A 19,060-nucleotide genomic window follows, 5' to 3' on the forward strand; every position below is an offset into this window, starting at 1 on the left:
GCTTTTAGTTACGAAAATCCGATGTCGAAACTAGCGCAACACAGGGTGATATCAATATGATGCGCGCACTGGCGACCATAGAGGGTGGCCAGAGGAAAATACACCCAAGGAATGCAAATGAAAGATTTCGTCATCGGCGTCAACAACATCGTTCTCTACATCGCACTGGCAGTCATCCTGATCGTGTCTCTCTTCATGATGAGTCAGAGCTTTCTCTCGGGTCTCGGCATGTTCGTAGGCGGCACCTTGGGCTGGTGCATCGTCTCCGGCTTCTGGTTCGTGCAGTCGGCAACTTATGAAGAACTGCGCAAGTTGAACTCGAAAACCAACTGATCGGCGCCGAGTATTCGTTAAAGAGAAAAGGCCAATGTCATCGACATTGGCCTTTCTTTTTTAGCGGCGAAAAGACTGCTTCGTCATTGCTTGGTGCATTGAGCGCCCAGCCCCATGCCCATGGAACCCAGAGCGACCATCGGGCCGCTTGGCAGTTCGCAGGTGTATTCACCACCTTCGGTTTGAGCGGTGTAGAAGGTTGTATTGAAATCGCTGCGGATGTTGGAAACCTTGATGACGGGTTTGCCGATGGTGGTCTGTGCTCGATTCTTGAGATCACTCTCTCCCGGCTTGACGGTCTGGCATCCAGTGACCACTAGCGCCAACGTTGCGAATAAAGCGAGAACCGGGATAGTCCTTGATGAGTTCATGCAGATCGACCTTTTTGATTTTCATACCGGAAAAATTGTGGCAATAAGCTGCCAAGCGAAAGGACTTTAAAGTCGAGCCGGGACAGGGGCAATTAGGTCGGATGTGCTAATGGCCGAAGGCTAGCGGCGCTCGATGAGGTTTCGCAACAGATTTCGGGGCGGCCCGCCGCTGCTGAGCAGTTTGGTCATGTGCGGCATAGTGAACGCTCCACCACTTGCCATCGTCGGCAGTACGTGGCGTTATCCTTTGACGCACACCACCTGACGCAAGGTGTGCAGCACTTCCACCAGCTCACGCTGGGCGTGCATGACTTTGTCGATGTCCTTGTAGGCCATCGGAATTTCGTCGATGACCGCTTCGTCCTTGCGACACTCCACATGGGCGGTGGCGCGGATCTGATCGGCGACGGTGAAGGTATTCTTGGCCTTGGTGCGGCTCATGGTGCGGCCGGCGCCGTGGCTGCAGGAACTGAACGATTCTGTGTTGCCCAGACCGCGAACGATAAAGCTCTTGGCGCCCATCGAGCCCGGAATAATCCCCAGTTCGCCCTTCTTCGCTGACACCGCGCCTTTGCGGGTGATCAGTACCTCCTGACCAAAATGCCGCTCTTTCTGCACATAATTGTGGTGGCAGTTGACGGCCTCCAGCGCCACTTCGAACGGCTTGCGGATGATCTGCCGCGTGGCCTGAATCACTGCGCGCATCATCAGTTCGCGGTTCTGTCTGGCGAAGTCCTGCGCCCACCCCACTGCTTCCGCGTAATCATCAAAGTGCTGGCTGCCTTCTTCGAAATAGGCAAGGTCACGGTCCGGCAGGTTGGCGATGTGCTGACGCATATCGGCTTGGGCCAGTTGGATGAACAGGTTGCCAATGGCGTTGCCGACGCCGCGCGAGCCACTGTGCAGCATGAACCACACCCGGTTGGCTTCATCCAGGCACACTTCGATGAAGTGGTTGCCGCTACCGAGAGTTCCCAAGTGCCCACGATTGTTGGTGTGGGCCAGTTTCGGATACTTGTCGGTGATCAATTTGAAGCGCGGCTGCAAGCCCGCCCAGGCCTGATCGGCTTGCTGCGGAATCTCGTCCCAAGCGCCTTTGTCTCGCCGCGAACGACTCAAACTGCGGCCATGGGGAACCGCCTGTTCAATGGCACTGCGCAACCCGTGCAGGTTGTCAGGCAAATCGGCGGCAGTCAGCGATGTGCGCGCAGCGATCATGCCGCAACCGATGTCGACGCCCACCGCCGCCGGAATGATCGCGCCAATTGTTGGAATCACGCTGCCAATCGTCGACCCCTTGCCCAGGTGCACATCGGGCATCACCGCCAGATGCTTGAAGATGAATGGCATTTTCGCCGTGTTCATCAACTGTGCGCGGGCTTCGTTTTCAACCGGGACGCCTTCGGTCCACAGTTTGATGGGTTTGCCGTTGGCGACTTCGAGGAGTTGGTAGGTTTGGTCTTTCATATCGGTTGTCCTGTTCGTTTCCATCAGCTGAAATCGCAGGCACAAAGTGAACTGCAGCGCCCTGATCACACAGCCTCAATGATTACCGTAGAAAAAATGAATTAGCCGCCTGATCCCTCGGTCAAGAATTATGAACGCAGTAAATCTGACGAGGTGACAGCAATGACTATCCAGGCAGAGACACTCGTACAATTGACCGAAGCGCTTCAAGAGCGCGGCATGAAGATGGTCTCAGACGTCCACTTTACGCGCGCGCCATACCGATACAACCACCGCTGGATCTGCATAGTAGAGTGAACATGCTTGCTGCCGGCGCCTGGATCGAAACGTCCAGCCGCCGGCGCCGTATGGCTTCGCCCACTCAAAACCAGATGACCACCTCCGTTTAGATCTCGGCTACGTTGCTAGCGAGTTCGATGGCAATAAAAAAACCCGGCACGTTGGGCCGGGTCTTGTACACGATATGAATTCCATGCGCCTATTTCGCGCCGCCGTTATTTCGGCCCGTCTGGGCATCTTGATCTGAGCCAGGATTCCCGGGTGGCGGATTCCAGTCCTCTGGTCGTTCGTCGGCACCTTGCTTTGGCTCAGAGTCAGCCTGCTCCAGGCCGGAATCATGACCCTGGCCAGAGTCAGGGGTTTGCTCGCCTGGTCCCGGATATGGCGCTTCAGGGCCGTTGTTGTCGTCGATCATCATTTTCTCCCGTCGGTGGCGCAGGGGCTGCGCATATTATTGAGAGAAAATGCGCAGCCCCGGAGTGCAATCTGCTCGACGAGCGGGCATAAAAAAGCCTCATACAACGACGAGGCGACAAATCACTTATTCCGTTGCAGCCACCCTATCAACATGAACACCAAGCCAGGTATCAATAGCCCCGGCGCTACGTGAGCCAAGGTTCCGCTGGCGAGAAGACCATTGAGGCCGAAAACGAAGCCGCAAATTGCAAGTGGCAGCCCAACAACAAACATTGGCTGTTTGAACGCCTTATCCATGACTCGACTCCATTCGCAAATCTCACGCACATGAAAAAGGCCAATGCTGTGAACATCGGCCTAAGTCATTGAAAAATATGGTCGGGACGGAGTGATTCGAACACTCGACCCCTAGCACCCCATGCTAGTGCGCTACCGGACTGCGCTACGCCCCGACTGATGTTGCGTTTCGCTCTTCACCTCGAAGAGCGCTCAAGAATATATCGCAAGCATTTGAAAACTGGAAGTATTCAAACGCAGCTTTTTATTTCTTGAGCACCACCAGGACATCTTCCAATTCCGCAATCATCTGCCGAATCATCTGTTTGTACTGCGTGGTGTCGTCCTTGGCTTCATCGCCGGATAGGCGCAGACGCGCGCCGCCGATGGTGAAACCCTGATCGTAAAGGAGCGCGCGGATCTGCCGGATCATCAGCACGTCTTGGCGCTGATAATACCGGCGGTTTCCGCGGCGTTTGACGGGGTTGAGCTGAGGAAACTCCTGCTCCCAATAGCGCAGCACGTGTGGTTTTACCGCACACAGCTCGCTGACTTCACCGATGGTGAAGTAGCGTTTGCCCGGGATGACGGGTAGCTCGTCGTTATGACTTGGTTCCAGCATAAGCCTCAACTCGGGCCTTCAACTTCTGCCCTGGACGAAAGGTGACCACACGGCGAGCCGTGATCGGGATTTCTTCCCCCGTTTTCGGGTTGCGGCCAGGCCGCTGGCGTTTGTCCCGAAGATCGAAATTGCCGAAACCGGACAATTTGACCTGCTCGTTGTCTTCAAGAGCGTGCCTGATTTCCTCGAAAAACAGTTCGACCAATTCCTTGGCTTCCCGCTTGTTCAGGCCCAGCTCTTCATACAGACGTTCCGCCATCTCAGCTTTCGTCAAAGCCCCCATACGTCACTTCCTTAACGTGGCGTTCAACCTTTGTTCGAGCGAGGTGAGGATGTTTTGCGTCGTCGAATTCACCTCATCGTCATTAAGAGTGCGCGATGGATGCTGCCAGGTCAAGCCGACTGCAAGGCTTTTTCTATCAGGATCAATACCTTTACCCTGATACACGTCAAACAGCCTGAGCTCTGTGAGCCATTCGCCTGCATTTTCACGGATTACGTCCAGTACAGCCGAGGCCGCGACGTCTTTATATGCGATCAATGCAAGGTCACGACGCACTTCAGGAAAGCGCGACAACTCGTGGAATTTCGGCATTTTACCGAGTGCCACTTCCGCCAGAACCAGCTCGAAAACGAACACCGGACGATCCAGCCCCAGAGTTTTCGACAATTCTGGGTGGATTGCACCGATGAAGCCCACTTCGCGACCTTCACGCTCAATGCGGGCGGTCTGACCCGGATGCAGCGCCGGATGTTTGCCCGGAGCGAAAGTGAACGAGTCCAGTGCACCGGCGAAACCCAGCACCGCTTCAACATCGGCCTTCACATCGAAGAAGTCGACGGTGTCGCGGCCCTGCGCCCAGCCTTCCGGCAAGCGGCTACCGCAGACAACACCGGACAGCATCGGCTCTTGCTTCAAGCCTTCAAGCTGGCCGACGAAGCGCAGACCACTCTCGAACAGACGCACGCGATCCTGCTGTCGGTTGAGGTTGTGCTGCAGCGCCTTGACCAGACCTGGCCACAGCGACGAACGCATGGCCGCCATGTCGTTGGAAATCGGATTGGCCAGCAACAGTGGCTCGACGCCCGGGTTGAACAGCTCGAACTGCTTCGGATCGATGAAGCTGTAGGTAATCGCTTCCTGATAACCCCGCGCGACCAGCAGACGGCGCAGCTCAGGCAGATCGCTACGCGCTTCAGCCTTGGCTTGCGGCGCCAGGCGCGCTTGCGGGTAGCGAACCGGCAGACGATTGTAACCGTACAGACGAGCCAGTTCTTCGATCAGGTCGACTTCCAGACTGATATCGAAGCGGTGGCTTGGCACTTCGACGCGCCACTGCCCTTCCCCGTCAGCGCTAATGTTCAGGCCCAGGGCGCTGAGCAGACGCTCGACCTGTGCCGCATCCATTTCCATGCCGAGCATCTGAGTGATGCGCTGGGCACGCAGAGTGATCGGCGCGATCGACGGCAGATGTTGCTCGCTGACGGTCTCGATGATGGGGCCAGCTTCGCCGCCGGTGATCTCCAACAGCAGGCCAGTGGCGCGCTCCATGGCTTCACGGGCCAGTTGCCAGTCAACACCGCGCTCGTAACGATGCGACGCGTCGGTGTGCAGGCCGTAGGAGCGGGCCTTGCCGGCAACAGCGATCTGGTCGAAGAACGCAGATTCGAGGAACACATCACGCGTGGTCTCGGAAACACCGCTATGCTCACCGCCCATGACACCGGCAATTGCCAGCGCCCGGGTGTGGTCGGCGATCACCAGAGTATCGCTACGCAGGCTGACTTCCTGACCGTCGAGCAGCACCAGCTTCTCGCCCTCTTCAGCCATGCGCACACGAATGCCGCCGTTGATTTCGGCGAGATCGAAAGCGTGCAACGGCTGACCCAATTCGAGCATCACGTAGTTGGTGATGTCGACGGCAGCGTCGATGCTGCGCACGTCAGCACGACGCAAACGCTCAACCATCCACAGCGGGGTTGGCCTGGACAGATCGACGTTACGGATGACCCGACCCAAGTAACGTGGGCAGGCTGCTGGCGCCAGCACCTCGACCGAACGCACTTCGTCGTGTACAGCGGGAACCGCAGCCACTGCAGGGCGGGTGACCGGCACGGCGTACAGAGCGCCCACTTCACGGGCCAGACCGGCCAGGGACAGGCAGTCGCCACGGTTCGGGGTCAGGTCGACCTCGATGCTGGAGTCTTCCAGATCCAGGTACACACGGAAGTCTTCGCCCAACGGCGCATCGGCCGGCAGCTCCATGAGACCATCGTTGCCTTCACCGACCTGCAGCTCGGCTTGCGAGCACAGCATGCCGTTGGACTCGACGCCGCGCAGCTTGGCTTTCTTGATCTTGAAGTCGCCCGGCAGTTCTGCGCCGATCATGGCGAATGGAATCTTCAGGCCCGGGCGCACATTTGGCGCTCCGCACACGACCTGGAAGGTTTCCGCGCCATTGCTGACCTGGCACACACGCAACTTGTCGGCGTCCGGGTGCTGCTCAGTGCTCAGCACTTCGCCCACCACGACGCCACTGAATACACCGGCGGCCGGAGTAACACTATCGACCTCAAGACCGGCCATCGACAGACGGGCAACCAGCTCGTCGCGATCTACCTGCGGGCTAACCCAGCCACGCAGCCATTGTTCACTGAATTTCATCCTGCTCTCCTAAGAATTCGTTACGACTAGCGAAATTGCGCGAGGAACCGCAAGTCGTTGTCGAAGAACAGACGCAAGTCGTTCACGCCGTAACGGAGCATCGCCAGACGCTCGACACCCATGCCAAAGGCAAAGCCGGAGAACTCTTCCGGATCGATGCCGGACATGCGCAGCACGTTCGGGTGAACCATGCCGCAGCCCATCACTTCCAGCCAGCCGGTCTGCTTGCAGACGCGGCAGCCTTTACCGCTGCACATCACGCATTCCATATCGACTTCGGCGGATGGCTCGGTGAACGGGAAGTACGAAGGACGGAAACGAACGGCCAGTTCTTTCTCGAAGAACACTCGCAGGAATTCTTCGATGGTGCCTTTGAGGTCGGCAAAATTGATGTCGCGATCAACCAGCAGACCTTCGACCTGGTGGAACATCGGCGAGTGGGTGATATCGGAGTCGCTGCGATACACGCGGCCTGGGCAGACGATGCGGATCGGCGGCTGCTTCGATTCCATGGTGCGGACCTGTACCGGCGAGGTATGGGTGCGCAGCAACATGTTGGCATTGAAATAGAAGGTGTCATGCATCGACCGGGCCGGGTGATGGCCTGGGATGTTGAGCGCTTCGAAGTTGTGATAGTCGTCTTCGACCTCAGGGCCTTCGGCGATGCCGTAGCCGATGCGGGTGAAGAACTGCTCGACGCGTTCCAGAGTCCGGGTGACCGGATGCAGACCGCCAGAGGTCTGGCCACGGCCCGGCAATGTCACATCGATGGATTCGGCGGACAGTTTGGCAGCCAGCTCGGCTTCTTCAAACAGGGCCATGCGCGCATTGAGAACGCCTGTAACACGTTCCTTGGCAACGTTGATCAGCGCACCGACTTGCGGACGCTCTTCGGCGGGCAGATTCCCCAGGGTCTTCATCACCTGAGTCAATTCGCCCTTCTTGCCAAGGTATTGAACCCGGATTTGCTCCAGGGCATTGATATCTTCAGCGCTTTGCACAGCCTCTAGTGCTTGAGAGACCAGCGCATCCAGGTTTTCCATGTACAGACTCCAGATACAAAATAGGGGAAGAGCTTGAAGGCTCTTCCCCTATTTATGACGTTTAACACCTGGCCCCACAGAGGTGAGGCCGGGTGACTGTCGGGGGTACTTAAGCCAAGGTGGCTTTAGCTTTCTCGACAATCGCAGCAAACGCCGCTTTTTCGTTCACTGCCAGATCAGCCAGAACCTTACGGTCGATCTCGATGGACGCTTTTTTCAGGCCAGCGATGAAACGGCTGTAGGACAGACCGTTAACACGAGCACCAGCGTTGATACGAGCGATCCACAGAGCGCGGAACTGACGTTTTTTCTGACGACGGTCACGGTAGGCGTATTGGCCTGCCTTGATTACCGCTTGCTTGGCAACACGGAATACGCGGGAGCGTGCGCCGTAGTAGCCTTTAGCAAGTTTCAGAATTTTTTTGTGACGCTTACGGGCAATGACGCCACGCTTTACACGAGCCATGAGTTACTTCCTCTATTCTTGACTAAATTAACGAAGGCGCAGCATGCGCTCGACTTTTGCCACGTCAGACGGATGCAGCAAGCTGCTACCGCGCAGTTGACGCTTACGCTTGGTCGACATTTTAGTCAGGATGTGGCTCTTGAAAGCGTGCTTGTGCTTGATGCCGTTAGCAGTTTTCAGAAACCGCTTGGCAGCACCACTTTTGGTTTTCATTTTTGGCATGTTCGGATACTCCGCATTCAGTTGATAAACATAATCAGAAGGCCTGCCGTGCCCTGTTGATTACTTCTTCTTTTTCGGGGCGATGACCATGATCAGCTGGCGTCCTTCCATCTTAGGATGCTGTTCGACCGAACCGTACTCGAGCAGGTCTTGTTCAACCCGCTTGAGGAGTTCCATCCCCAGCTCCTGGTGGGCCATCTCACGGCCGCGGAATCGCAAGGATACCTTGGCCCTGTCCCCGTCACTCAGGAAACGTACCAGGTTGCGCAGTTTTACCTGGTAATCCCCTTCCTCCGTCCCTGGACGAAACTTGATTTCTTTAACCTGAATCTGCTTCTGGTTTTTCTTCGCCGCGGCAATCTGCTTCTTCTTCTCGAAGATCGATTTGCCGTAGTCCATCACCCGGCAAACAGGCGGGACTGCATCTGCGGAAATTTCCACCAGATCAAGCTTTGCTTCTTCAGCGATACGAAGCGCTTCATCAATCGAGACGATGCCAATCTGCTCGCCATCAGCGCCAATTAACCGAACCTCGCGTGCCGAGATATTCTCGTTGATCGGGGCTTTCGGTGCAGCTCGTTTATCTTGTCTCATTTCACGCTTAATAATAATTACTCCGAATCTGGGCGACCACGCCGGGAAACCGCTTGCGCGAGAAACTCAGCGAACCGGGCGACGGGCATCGAGCCCAGGTCAGCACCTTCACGAGTACGCACAGCGACAGTCTGCATCTCGACTTCCTTATCTCCGATAACCAAAAGATAGGGAACCTTGAGCAAAGTATGCTCGCGGATTTTAAAGCCGATCTTTTCATTTCTCAAGTCGGACTTGGCACGAAATCCGCTTTCGTTGAGAGTTTTTTCAACCTCTGCAACAAAATCTGCCTGTTTATCAGTGATATTCATGATCACCGCCTGGGTCGGCGCGAGCCACGCAGGGAAAGCACCTTCGTAGTGCTCGATCAGAATCCCGACGAAACGCTCGAACGAACCGAGGATGGCCCGGTGCAACATCACCGGGTGTTTGCGGCTGTTGTCTTCAGAGACGTATTCAGCGCCCAAACGCACAGGCAGGTTAAAATCGAGCTGCAAGGTACCACACTGCCAGACTCGACCGAGACAATCTTTCAGCGAGAACTCGATCTTCGGCCCGTAGAAAGCACCCTCGCCCGGCTGCAGATCGTACGGCAGACCAGCGGAATCAAGGGCTGCAGCCAATGCAGCTTCAGCGCGATCCCACAATTCATCGGAGCCGACGCGTTTTTCCGGACGAGTGGACAGTTTCATCTCGACTTCGGTAAAGCCGAAATCGCGATAGACGTCCATGGTCAGCTTGATGAACGCAGCGGACTCGGCCTGCATCTGCTCTTCGGTGCAGAAGATGTGCGCGTCGTCCTGAGTGAACGCTCGCACGCGCATGATGCCGTGCAACGCACCCGACGGCTCGTTACGGTGGCAGGCACCGAACTCGGCCAGACGCATCGGCAACTCGCGGTAGCTTTTCAGGCCCTGATTGAACACCTGCACGTGGCACGGGCAGTTCATCGGCTTGATCGCGTAGTCGCGGTTTTCCGACTGAGTGGTGAACATGTTGTCGGCGTAGTTGGCCCAGTGCCCGGATTTCTCCCACAGGCTGCGATCGACGACTTGAGGAGTCTTGATCTCAAGGTAACCGTTGTCGCGCTGGATCTTGCGCATGTACTGCTCGAGCACTTGGTACAAAGTCCAGCCGTTCGGGTGCCAGAACACCATGCCCGGAGATTCTTCCTGGGTATGGAACAGGCCCAGACGCTTGCCGATCTTGCGGTGATCGCGCTTTTCAGCTTCTTCGATGCGCTGGATGTACGCCGCCAGCTGCTTCTTGTCAGCCCAGGCGGTGCCGTAAACGCGCTGCAATTGCTCGTTCTTGGCGTCGCCGCGCCAGTAGGCGCCCGACAGCTTGGTCAGCTTGAAGGATTTCAGGAAACGTGTGTTCGGCACGTGCGGACCGCGGCACATGTCGACGTATTCTTCGTGATAGTACAGACCCATGGCCTGCTCGTTCGGCATGTCTTCGACCAGACGCAGCTTGTAGTCCTCGCCACGAGCCTTGAACACTTCGATCACTTCGGCACGCGGGGTGACTTTCTTGATGACGTCATAATCCTTTTCGATCAGCTGCTGCATGCGCTGTTCGATGGCCGCCATGTCTTCCGGCGTGAAAGGACGCTCGTAGGCGATGTCGTAATAGAAGCCTTCGTCGATGACCGGGCCAATGACCATTTTCGCGGTCGGGTACAGCTGTTTGACCGCGTGGCCGACCAGGTGCGCGCAAGAGTGGCGAATGATCTCCAGCCCCTCTTCATCCTTTGGCGTAATGATTTGCAGGGTCGCGTCGCTGCTGATGATGTCGCTGGCGTCGACCAGCTGGCCATTGACCTTGCCGGCGAGCGTGGCCTTGGCCAGGCCTGCACCAATGGATGCGGCGACCTCGGCTACGGAAACCGGGTGATCGAATGAACGTTGACTGCCGTCGGGAAGAGTAATAGTTGGCATGGCGCCTCCTCTCCTAGTGGTGACCCCTACCAAAGGTCACGTGGGTTGGGATGAGCCAGTACAAGATCCGATCCAGGCCATTCAATGACGAACGCCTGCCTTACAGCGGCAGGAGCCTTGCGGCCAACCGGAAAACCGAACCAGAGTGACTGGGATTCAAATCGGGAAAATTCGCACGCCGACCGCTTCGGGACTGAAGGTCATCCGAAGCCTGAGAACGCTTGAGCCCGGCATGCTAGCACAGATGAGCGGTCGCCTACGCCCTGATTTGGCAGAAGGCCAAATGTCCGTTTTTATGCCAGAGTGCTGAACTTGATCGGGCCTTGCGCCCTCAGATAACAAGACATTGACCCACAAGGAGCATCCTCGCATGCGTCTGAAAAGCTTATTCGCCGCCGTCGCCCCCGTCGTTCTGCTGCTGCCACTGAGCGCCCATGCCGACTGGCCGAAGGGCGAGCGCGAGAAGTACATGGCCCAGTGCACCCAGGCTGCCACCCCACAAATCGGTGCTGCCGCAGCGAAATCGCACTGCGCTTGCGGTGCTGACGCCATCAAGTCCTATCCGGCCAGCGATATTCAGGCACTGATGGACAACAAGGCGGCTCCGGAACTGCAGCAGAAAGCCCTTGGCCAGATCGCCAAATGCAAAGCAAATACCCCGGCCAAAAAATAACAAAACCGAGCATCCGGATCGCTTGAAAGGCCGAAAAAAGTGTTGGAAATGAGCCTTTTTGGACGATTTATGCAGGTTTTACAGGTTTTTTTATCGTCTTTACGTTTCGCTGCAAGCCTTTCAAACCGGGGCTTTCAGCAGAAACAGGCGGTAAAGAAAACACGACTGATTGGCAAACAGCACGTCCGGGGGGCTACCAAAGCGAACATTTCGACTATGATACCCGGGTGTGCCCAGTTGGCCTGAGCAGCACAGTACTACTGAAAATATATGTTTCTTGGAGATACACCATGTCTAATCGCCAAACCGGCACCGTTAAATGGTTCAACGATGAAAAAGGCTTCGGCTTCATCACTCCTCAAGGTGGCGGTGACGACCTGTTCGTACACTTCAAAGCTATCGAATCCGACGGTTTCAAAAGCCTGAAAGAAGGCCAGACCGTCTCTTTCGTGGCTGAGAAAGGCCAAAAGGGTATGCAAGCTGCACAGGTTCGCCCAGAGTAATTTCCCGGCGCACTAAAAAAACCCCGTCCAGGTGACGGGGTTTTTTATGCCTGAAACAAAAGGACTCAGCCGCAGTTGACGCGGGTAACCACCAGGTTGTTGTCGGTGTTGAGGTTCAGCCGGTCGGAGCGATATTCCAGAGTGATCATGTCGTTCGGCTTGAGGAAGCGCGCGTTTTGCGCTCCAGCCTTGGCACGCGCCTGATCCAGCAGCTCAGGGGATGCTTTCTTGCCAACGGCAAATTGTGCTGCCGATGCTTCGCAGCGGCTATTTCCGGATTCAGCCGCCACGGGCTCCTTTGCCGACTCGCTGGAGGTTGTGCTGCAACCGGCCAATAGAGCAGCGGCCATAAGTGCACCCAGTGTCGCGAACTTCAAAGGCATGAAGCCTCCTTGTTTTCAAATGTTTAAGCAGAGATCGTGCGACCGCCAGCTTGGCGTTTGGTTTCACGGCCACAGCCATGCCCCACGAGCGGAAAAATGCCAAGTGTGCCTGAGCTGCCCTGCCCGGCTCATCAAACAATCGTGACTGAATATTAACAACGCTTAATAAACGTCGATGTAATCAAAGGGCGGATTCGGCCAGTTGTCCTTGAGCGCGTTGAAAATCTGCATCACCCAGACTTCATCGCTGGCCGCGACCTTGCCGACATAGCCCGAGCCCTTCGCCCAGGTTTCAAGACGAAACCGCAGACCGTCGATATCCTGCCCGCCAGTCACGCTGGACAAATAGGCGATGCCGCTCTTGGTCACGCGCAATTGAGTATGTTCGTCGTCGCTGCCCGAGGCGAGCAATTGGCGCACAGCGTCGAGCGTGAGGCCGTCAGGGGTATTCAGATCGATCTGCACAACAGGGTCCTTGGTAAACCGTAAAAGACCAAGTGTCGCATAGCACTCCGCTCATGCCTAAGTCGCAGTGCCAAACGCCGCGCAAAATGGTTAACTCGAAATACAGACATCCTGACTTTTCGAGCCTTCTCATGACCAGCCTCAGCATCGACGCCGACATCAAAGCCAAATGGGCAGACGGACACAGCTCCTACAGCCCCGGTACGACGGAAGAGCTGGCGCTGATCGGCATCGATCTATTGGTCAAGGAGCTGGGAATCGAGGCGGCGCAGCAATTCATCAATCAGGTATTCGAACGATACCCGACCGTACCGGCCGAACACGCGCAGTGAAACCCGCAGGCAGAAGCCTGCGGGTCAGCGGACTTATTTGAGGCGTTTCAGGCGCTCGGTCAGCAGATCAAAGAAGCCCTGGGCGTCGCCATTTTCGACCCAGAACGCATTCTTCGGTGCTTTCAGACCGTCGTACCAGTCAACAATGGTCTGGCCGAATGTCGGACCTTCCCGACTGTCCACCACGACATTGACCGCCCGACCGGTAAACAGCTCAGGCTTGAGCAGGTACGCCACAACAGTCGCGTCATGCACCGGGCCGCCGGGAATGCCGTAGTGCTCCATATCGCCCTTGATATATTCGTTGAGAATGTCGCCGACGATCTTGCTCGCATTGTTGTTCAGCGCGGCAATCTGCTTGAGGCGTGCGTCACTGGTCAAGATCTTGTGCGTCACGTCCAGCGGCAGATACGTAAGCTTCACCCCGCTCTTGAGAACCACCTCGGCAGCCTGTGGATCAGCGAACAGGTTGAATTCGGCGACGGGGGTGATGTTGCCACCGTTGAAATGCGCCCCGCCCATGATCACCACTTCCTTGATGCCCTGAACAATCTCCGGCTCCTGGATCAGCGCCAGCGCCAGATTGGTCTGTGGACCGAGCATGGCAATGGTGATGCTGTGTGGCTTGGCTGATTTCAGGGTGTCGATCAGATAGTTGACCGCACTGCCTTGCGCCAGGCCTTTCTTCGGTTCGTGAACCGTAACGCCCGACAAGCCTTCCTTGCCATGAATGTTCTCGGCGTAGATCGGCGTGCGCATCAGCGGTTTCGGCGCACCGGCGTAAACCGGCACGTCTTCGCGCCCCGCCCATTCGCGAGCCAGGCGCGCGTTTCGCGAGGTCTTGTCCAGACGCACATTGCCGGCGACGGTAGTCAGAGCGCGGATATTCAACTCGTCGGGCGATGCCAGCGCGAAGAGCAAGGCGACCACGTCGTCAGCGCCGGGATCGGTGTCGATGATCAGGTCGATCTTTTCCGCCGCCTGAGCGCCGGTCGCAGTTAGCACGGACACAAGCAGCAGGCTCCGGATCAGTTGGTGAAGTTTTTCAGCATGGCGTTGCATGGCGCATTCCTTGTGCAGGTGAATCGGAAATCAGAATGTAACCCCGGCGACCAGAACGATGTTGCAGTACGGCTGACATTCTCCTGTACGAATGATCGCCCTGGCCTGTCGGCTCAACACCTTGAACTGTTCGTGGGTGAGCAGATCCCTACGGCCCAGGGCGCCCTCTTCGTTCAATGCGTCCAGATCCGCCTGCGCCGTCGGTTGCTTGTCGAAGATCTCCTTGGCCAGCACATGGCTCTCCACCTGCATTTCGCTGAGTACGACTTTCAGCGTGCTGACGAAATCAGGGATGCCATGGGTCAGCGCCAGATCGATCACTTCGACACCCGGCGGCACCGGCAAACCGGCGTCGCCAATCACCACCATGTCACCGTGGCCAAGAGATGCGATCAGTCGCGACAGCGCGACGTTGAGCAAAGGAGTCTTTTTCATGCGGGTCTGAACGCCTGTACTTCGGAAATGGTTGGAATGGAGGGTTGCGCACCGGCGCGGGTAACCGACAATGCGGCGGCGATCTGCCCGTAGCGAATCGCCTCGGCCTCGGACTTGCCGCTGGCCAGCGCTGCGGCGAAACCGCCGACAAAAGTGTCGCCCGCCGCCGTGGTATCCACCGCCTTCACGGTCGGCGCGGGGAAATGTTCGAAGCCATTGCCATTGGCGAACAACGAACCCTGCGCGCCCAAGGTGACGATGACTTTGCCCGCGCCCATGGCAATCAATTGGCTGGCAGCCGTTTCAGCCGTGTGCAACGAGTCGACAGTCAATCCGCTCAACGCGGCGGCTTCGCTCTCGTTGGGAATCAGGTAATCGATCGCGGCAAACCAGTCTGCCGGCAGAGGGCGACTGGCCGGCGCCGGGTTGAGGATTACGGTTTTTCCCAGTTCACGCGCACGCTTGAGCGCATGCCCAACCGTTGCATCGGGAATCTCGAGCTGACAGATCACCACGTCAGCGGCCTGCAACACCGCATCAAAACGGTCGATCACACACGGGGTCATCGCGCCGTTGGCACCGGCGACAATCACGATCGCGTTCTGGCTGTTGTCATCCACCACAATCAGCGCTACGCCACTGGAGTCCTCGACGACGCTGACAGCCTGGCAATCGATGTGCTCGGCAAGCAACGCATCGCGCAACCGCACACCGTAGTCGTCATTACCGACGCAACCGATCATCGCCACCTGCGCGCCCAGGCGCGCTGCGGCAACTGCCTGATTGGCGCCCTTGCCGCCGGACACGGTGGCGAAGGTATGACCGATCAGTGTTTCACCGCCGCGAGGCAGCCGTGGCGCCCGGGTGACCAGGTCCATGTTCAGGCTACCAATTACCACTACATTTGCTGGCATACATCACTACTCATCAATTCGGTTTCAGCGATATTCGGTGAACACGCCGGACAGCGGCGCGGTCGATTCGCGCAGGACAATGCTCGGGGTCACGATGCGCTGATCGGTGCCCGAATCCGGCGCAGCAATTCTGCGCAACAGCACTTCGGCGGCCATCTCGCCCAGTTGCAGGATCGACTGGCCGACCGTGGTAAGCGCCGGATAGACGTAACGGCTCATCTGGATGTCATCGAAGCCGATCACCGACAATTCAGCCGGCACCCTGACATTCCGTTCGGCCGCTGCACGCAGCACACCGATGCCAATCATGTCGTTACCGGCAAAAATCGCACTCGGCGGATTGCTTTCAAGCAGGCGGGCGGCGGCGTTGTAGCCACCGGTGCTGGTGAAGTCGCTCTCGAGCATGCGCTCTTCGCGCACCTCGATCCCTGCCTCTTGCAGCGCTCGGCAATAACCGGCCTGACGCATTTGCGCCACGCTGGTACTGGCCGGACCGCCGATGGTGGCGATGTCGCGATGTCCCAATTCGAGCAGGTGACGGGTTGCCAGATAAGCGCCGTATTCGTGGTCAATGCGCACCAGATCGGCATTCACCCCTTCCAGGCCCCGGTCGACGATGACCATCGGCGTTTTCACACCCGCCAGCCCTTCCGCCAGACCACTGTCACCGCCGGCGGAGGCGACGATCAAACCGTCGATGCGTTTTTCCAGCAACACGCGCAAATAACTGCGCTGTTTTTCCGGGTTGTCATCGGAGTTGCAGAGGATCACGCAGTAGCCATTTCGCTCGCAGTAATCCTCGATTCCCCGCGCCAGTTCGGCGAAGTACGGGTTGAGACTGTTCGGCACCAGCAAGCCGATGGTCGCGGTGGTCTTGGCTTTCAGTGAGCGCGCCACGGCACTGGGCACATAGTCGAGGCTCTTGATTGCCGCCTCCACTTTGCGCCGCACTTCCTGACTCACCGGGCGGGTGTTGTTTACCACGTGCGACACGGTCGTGTAGGAAATGCCCGCGAGTGCCGCTACATCCTTGATCGTTGCCATGGTTCAGCCCCGGCGACTGGCGCGTTGACTGCGATAGGTGTCGAGCACCACGGCAATAACGATCACCGCACCGGTAATAATGCGCTTGGTCGGCTCCGTCGCACCAATCTGTGCGAGTCCGGCCGCGAGCACGGAAATGATCAATACGCCAAAGAAAGTGCTGATCACCGAACCGCGCCCACCCATCAGGCTGGTGCCGCCGATAACCACCGCTGCGATCACTTGCAGCTCCAGGCCCGAACCTGCGTTCGGGTCGGCCGCTTCCAGACGCGAAATCTGAAACAGCGCAGCAATGCCCGCCAGCAAACCCATCAGGCTGAACACCAGAATCTTGTAGGGCTTGGGATTGATCCCGGCCAGACGCACCGCCTCTTCGTTGGTGCCGATGCCGATCAGATAGCGACCGAAAACGGTGCGGGTCAAAACCGCCTGCGCGATGAAAATCACCAGCAAAGCGATGATGAACGAGGGGGAAATACCGAACGCGATCGGATTCGACAGCCAGGCAAACGCATCACCAATGTAAGCGGTACGCGAGCCGGTCATCTGATAGGCCACACCGCGGGCCATCTCCAGCACGCCGAGGGAGACGATGAACGACGGAATCCGCCAGGCCACGGTGATCGAGCCCGTGATGGTCCCGGCCAGAGCCGCTACCGCCATGCCGAGCAGGGCCGCCGGCAAAACGCTCCAGCCCCAACCGAGAATCGCCACGCTGACCGTCGATGCGGCCAGCGCCAGCACCGAGCCGACCGACAGGTCGATGCCACCGATGATCAGCACAAAGGTCATGCCCACCGCCAGCACCATCAGGTCGGGAATCTGGTTGGCCAGGGTGCTGAAAGTGTTGTACGAGAGGAAATGGCTGCTCAGGACCGAGAACAGCGCAATCATCGCCAGCAAGGCACCGGCCAGGCCCAGATAAGTACCCAGGCCGAAAAAATTGCCACTACGTTTACTGGCAGAGGATGCAGTTTTCATGGGAGATCCCTAGGCGCTGCTTCGTTGAGCAACGCATCACGTTTTTGGTAGCCGGCGAATGCGGCGGCAAGCAAATCATCCTGGGTCCAGCTGTCGCGCTCGAAAGTGTCGATCAGCCGCCCCGCCGAGAGCACGCCGATCCGGTCGCAGATCAGCATCAACTCGCGCAGGTCACTGGACACCACGACCAGCGCTTTGCCCTGACGGGTCAGTTCCCCGAGCAAACCGTAAATGTCGAACTTGGCGCCGACATCGATTCCGCGAGTGGGCTCGTCGAACAGCAGCACGGAGCAATCACGTTCCAGCCAGCGACCGATCACTACTTTTTGCTGATTGCCGCCGGACAGCTCCGAGACCAATTGCGTCGGGCTCGAACTGCGGATGCGCATGGCCTCGATCTGACGCTGTGCCAGGGAGATTTCGTCGCCGTCGTTGATGAAACCGCCACTGGAAATTTCCGGCATGTTGCCCAAGGCAATGTTGGCGCTGATCGATTGACTGAGCAGCAGCCCTTCGCCCTTGCGATCCTCGGTGATCAGGGCAATGCCATTGCGCACGGCATCCACTGGCGAGCGAACACTCACAACTTTGGCCGGGGAGCCGAGAGCGATGGTTCCGCTGTCAGCAGCGTCGGCACCGAATATCAGCCGCAACAACTCCGTGCGCCCTGCCCCGATCAATCCGGAAATGCCGAAAATCTCTCCGGCTCGCACCTCGAAGGACACGTCGCGGACTTTGTCAGAACGCGTCAGACCTTTCACCGTCAACGCCGGAGCGCCGATCTTGCGCGGCCCCATATCGATGTGTTCGCCCAGTTCGCGACCGACCATCAAGGTGACCAGTTGCTCGCTGTTGTAGTTGGCCATCGGCTCGACGCAGACCAGATTGCCGTCACGCAGCACGGCGATACGCTGTGCCACCCGCGCCAGTTCTTCGAGGCGGTGAGAAATATAAATGATGGAAACGCCACGGGCCTGCAATCGCGTGATCTGCTCGAAGAGCATTTCGACTTCGCGCGCCGTCAGCATCGCGGTCGGCTCATCGAGGATCAGCACGTGGCAGTCGCCGATCAGGTTGCGCGCGATTTCGACCATCTGTTGATGACCGATTCCAAGCTCACCGACCAGCGTGTCCGGATCGATCGCATCGAGGCCGACCTGCGCCATGGCTTCGATCGCCGCCTTGCGCAACTGCTTGCGGCTGATCCAGCCAGCGCTGCTTGGCAAATTATCCAGAAACAGATTCTCCGCGACCGACAGCGTCGGCAACAGATTGAGTTCTTGCATGACCATGCGCACGCCAAGCTCTTCTGCCTGGGTACGGCTGCCCGGACGATAGTCCTTGCCGTGAAATTGCATCTGGCCGGTGGTCGGTGTGACCAGACCACCAATGATTTTCGACAGGGTACTTTTGCCGGCACCATTTTCGCCGGTCAGCGCCAGTACTTCACCGCGCATCAGCGTCAGATCGATGCCGGTGAGCACCGGTTGCGCATAGGTCTTGCCGATACCGCTGACCGAGAGGACAGCGTTCGGAGCGGAAACTGACATAGGAATCTCCATGCGCTCGCCCG

Annotated in this window: 23 protein-coding genes and 1 tRNA gene; 4 read left to right on the plus strand and 20 right to left on the minus strand. The window is 57.7% G+C overall.

Going from position 1 to position 19,060, the window contains the following annotated elements:
- Nucleotides 1-117: 117 nt before the first annotated feature.
- Nucleotides 118-333, plus strand: coding sequence for a hypothetical protein (locus tag AC0Z4S_RS19615; RefSeq protein WP_016774063.1), 216 nt, complete (start codon nt 118-120; stop codon nt 331-333).
- A gap of 83 nt (nt 334-416) precedes the next feature.
- Here AC0Z4S_RS19615 and AC0Z4S_RS19620 read toward each other — a convergent pair whose 3' ends face one another.
- From AC0Z4S_RS19620 to thrS, 12 genes are all read right to left on the minus strand, one after another.
- On the minus strand, nt 417-704 hold the full coding sequence (locus tag AC0Z4S_RS19620) for a hypothetical protein (protein WP_485624284.1): 288 nt from the start codon (nt 702-704) through the stop codon (nt 417-419).
- Between the two features lie 240 nt (nt 705-944).
- A complete protein-coding gene (locus AC0Z4S_RS19625; protein ID WP_485624285.1) occupies nt 945-2,171 on the minus strand; it encodes an RtcB family protein in 1,227 nt (408 codons plus the stop codon).
- An 816-nt stretch (nt 2,172-2,987) separates the two neighbouring features.
- Nucleotides 2,988-3,164 carry a hypothetical protein gene (locus tag AC0Z4S_RS19630; protein ID WP_253500739.1) on the minus strand — a complete coding sequence of 59 codons (177 nt, stop codon included), beginning with the start codon at nt 3,162-3,164 and terminating at the stop codon, nt 2,988-2,990.
- 78 nt (nt 3,165-3,242) lie between these two features.
- A tRNA-Pro gene (locus tag AC0Z4S_RS19635) sits at nt 3,243-3,319 on the minus strand.
- Nucleotides 3,320-3,408: 89 nt separating this feature from the next.
- Complete coding sequence (locus AC0Z4S_RS19640) at nt 3,409-3,765, minus strand: MerR family transcriptional regulator (RefSeq protein WP_003179985.1); 357 nt, start codon at nt 3,763-3,765, stop codon at nt 3,409-3,411.
- Nucleotides 3,746-4,048, minus strand: a complete 303-nt coding sequence (ihfA, locus tag AC0Z4S_RS19645; protein ID WP_002553164.1) for an integration host factor subunit alpha — start codon at nt 4,046-4,048, stop codon at nt 3,746-3,748. Before ihfA ends, AC0Z4S_RS19640 begins: the two co-directional genes overlap by 20 nt.
- A 3-nt stretch (nt 4,049-4,051) precedes the next feature.
- Nucleotides 4,052-6,430, minus strand: a complete 2,379-nt coding sequence (pheT, locus tag AC0Z4S_RS19650; RefSeq protein ID WP_485624286.1) for a phenylalanine--tRNA ligase subunit beta — start codon at nt 6,428-6,430, stop codon at nt 4,052-4,054.
- A 26-nt stretch (nt 6,431-6,456) separates the two neighbouring features.
- Nucleotides 6,457-7,473, minus strand: a complete 1,017-nt coding sequence (gene pheS, locus AC0Z4S_RS19655) for a phenylalanine--tRNA ligase subunit alpha (protein ID WP_003226365.1) — start codon at nt 7,471-7,473, stop codon at nt 6,457-6,459.
- A gap of 109 nt (nt 7,474-7,582) precedes the next feature.
- Nucleotides 7,583-7,939 carry a 50S ribosomal protein L20 gene (gene rplT, locus AC0Z4S_RS19660; RefSeq protein ID WP_002553161.1) on the minus strand — a complete coding sequence of 119 codons (357 nt, stop codon included), beginning with the start codon at nt 7,937-7,939 and terminating at the stop codon, nt 7,583-7,585.
- A 27-nt stretch (nt 7,940-7,966) separates the two neighbouring features.
- Entirely contained in the window at nt 7,967-8,161 is a 195-nt protein-coding gene (gene rpmI, locus AC0Z4S_RS19665) for a 50S ribosomal protein L35 (protein ID WP_002553160.1), read from the minus strand.
- Between the two features lie 60 nt (nt 8,162-8,221).
- The gene (gene infC, locus AC0Z4S_RS19670) at nt 8,222-8,773 is read right to left on the minus strand and encodes a translation initiation factor IF-3 (RefSeq protein ID WP_169432615.1); all 552 of its coding nucleotides are present in this window, start codon (nt 8,771-8,773) and stop codon (nt 8,222-8,224) included.
- The gene (thrS, locus tag AC0Z4S_RS19675) at nt 8,773-10,695 is read right to left on the minus strand and encodes a threonine--tRNA ligase (protein ID WP_485624287.1); all 1,923 of its coding nucleotides are present in this window, start codon (nt 10,693-10,695) and stop codon (nt 8,773-8,775) included. Before thrS ends, infC begins: the two co-directional genes overlap by 1 nt.
- Nucleotides 10,696-11,065: 370 nt before the next feature.
- On the opposite strand from thrS, the gene AC0Z4S_RS19680 reads away from it, so the two are divergent.
- Both AC0Z4S_RS19680 and AC0Z4S_RS19685 read left to right on the plus strand, forming a co-directional pair.
- Nucleotides 11,066-11,368, plus strand: a complete 303-nt coding sequence (locus AC0Z4S_RS19680) for a hypothetical protein (protein WP_042609454.1) — start codon at nt 11,066-11,068, stop codon at nt 11,366-11,368.
- Between the two features lie 290 nt (nt 11,369-11,658).
- A complete protein-coding gene (locus tag AC0Z4S_RS19685; RefSeq protein ID WP_003179963.1) occupies nt 11,659-11,871 on the plus strand; it encodes a cold-shock protein in 213 nt (70 codons plus the stop codon).
- A gap of 65 nt (nt 11,872-11,936) precedes the next feature.
- Here the strand turns inward: AC0Z4S_RS19685 and AC0Z4S_RS19690 are convergent, their stop codons facing one another.
- Nucleotides 11,937-12,254, minus strand: coding sequence for an I78 family peptidase inhibitor (locus tag AC0Z4S_RS19690; RefSeq protein WP_065615026.1), 318 nt, complete (start codon nt 12,252-12,254; stop codon nt 11,937-11,939).
- A gap of 162 nt (nt 12,255-12,416) precedes the next feature.
- Nucleotides 12,417-12,719, minus strand: a complete 303-nt coding sequence (locus AC0Z4S_RS19695; protein ID WP_485624288.1) for a hypothetical protein — start codon at nt 12,717-12,719, stop codon at nt 12,417-12,419.
- A 131-nt stretch (nt 12,720-12,850) separates the two neighbouring features.
- Here AC0Z4S_RS19695 and AC0Z4S_RS19700 point away from each other — a divergent pair, with 131 nt between their 5' ends.
- Entirely contained in the window at nt 12,851-13,051 is a 201-nt protein-coding gene (locus AC0Z4S_RS19700) for a hypothetical protein (protein ID WP_253500735.1), read from the plus strand.
- 33 nt (nt 13,052-13,084) lie between these two features.
- Here AC0Z4S_RS19700 and AC0Z4S_RS19705 read toward each other — a convergent pair whose 3' ends face one another.
- Genes AC0Z4S_RS19705 through AC0Z4S_RS19730 form a run of 6 tightly spaced genes read right to left on the minus strand, consistent with a single transcriptional unit; the run spans nt 13,085 to nt 19,037 of the window.
- Nucleotides 13,085-14,113: a nucleoside hydrolase gene (locus AC0Z4S_RS19705; RefSeq protein ID WP_485624289.1), complete on the minus strand. Its 1,029-nt coding sequence runs from the start codon at nt 14,111-14,113 to the stop codon at nt 13,085-13,087.
- 30 nt (nt 14,114-14,143) lie between these two features.
- Nucleotides 14,144-14,548, minus strand: coding sequence for a D-ribose pyranase (rbsD, locus tag AC0Z4S_RS19710; protein WP_485624291.1), 405 nt, complete (start codon nt 14,546-14,548; stop codon nt 14,144-14,146).
- Nucleotides 14,545-15,462, minus strand: coding sequence for a ribokinase (rbsK, locus tag AC0Z4S_RS19715; protein WP_485624293.1), 918 nt, complete (start codon nt 15,460-15,462; stop codon nt 14,545-14,547). The genes rbsD and rbsK overlap by 4 nt, the downstream gene beginning before the upstream one ends.
- A gap of 24 nt (nt 15,463-15,486) precedes the next feature.
- Entirely contained in the window at nt 15,487-16,506 is a 1,020-nt protein-coding gene (locus tag AC0Z4S_RS19720; protein ID WP_123418625.1) for a LacI family DNA-binding transcriptional regulator, read from the minus strand.
- Nucleotides 16,507-16,509: 3 nt separating this feature from the next.
- Nucleotides 16,510-17,487 (minus strand): ABC transporter permease, encoded by a 978-nt coding sequence (locus AC0Z4S_RS19725; protein WP_016774040.1) that lies wholly within the window; start codon nt 17,485-17,487, stop codon nt 16,510-16,512.
- Complete coding sequence (locus tag AC0Z4S_RS19730) at nt 17,484-19,037, minus strand: sugar ABC transporter ATP-binding protein (protein WP_485624294.1); 1,554 nt, start codon at nt 19,035-19,037, stop codon at nt 17,484-17,486. Before AC0Z4S_RS19730 ends, AC0Z4S_RS19725 begins: the two co-directional genes overlap by 4 nt.
- Nucleotides 19,038-19,060: the final 23 nt, after the last annotated feature.

It is taken from the genome of Pseudomonas sp. 1L-B-1-E-C1 (assembly GCF_057291835.1).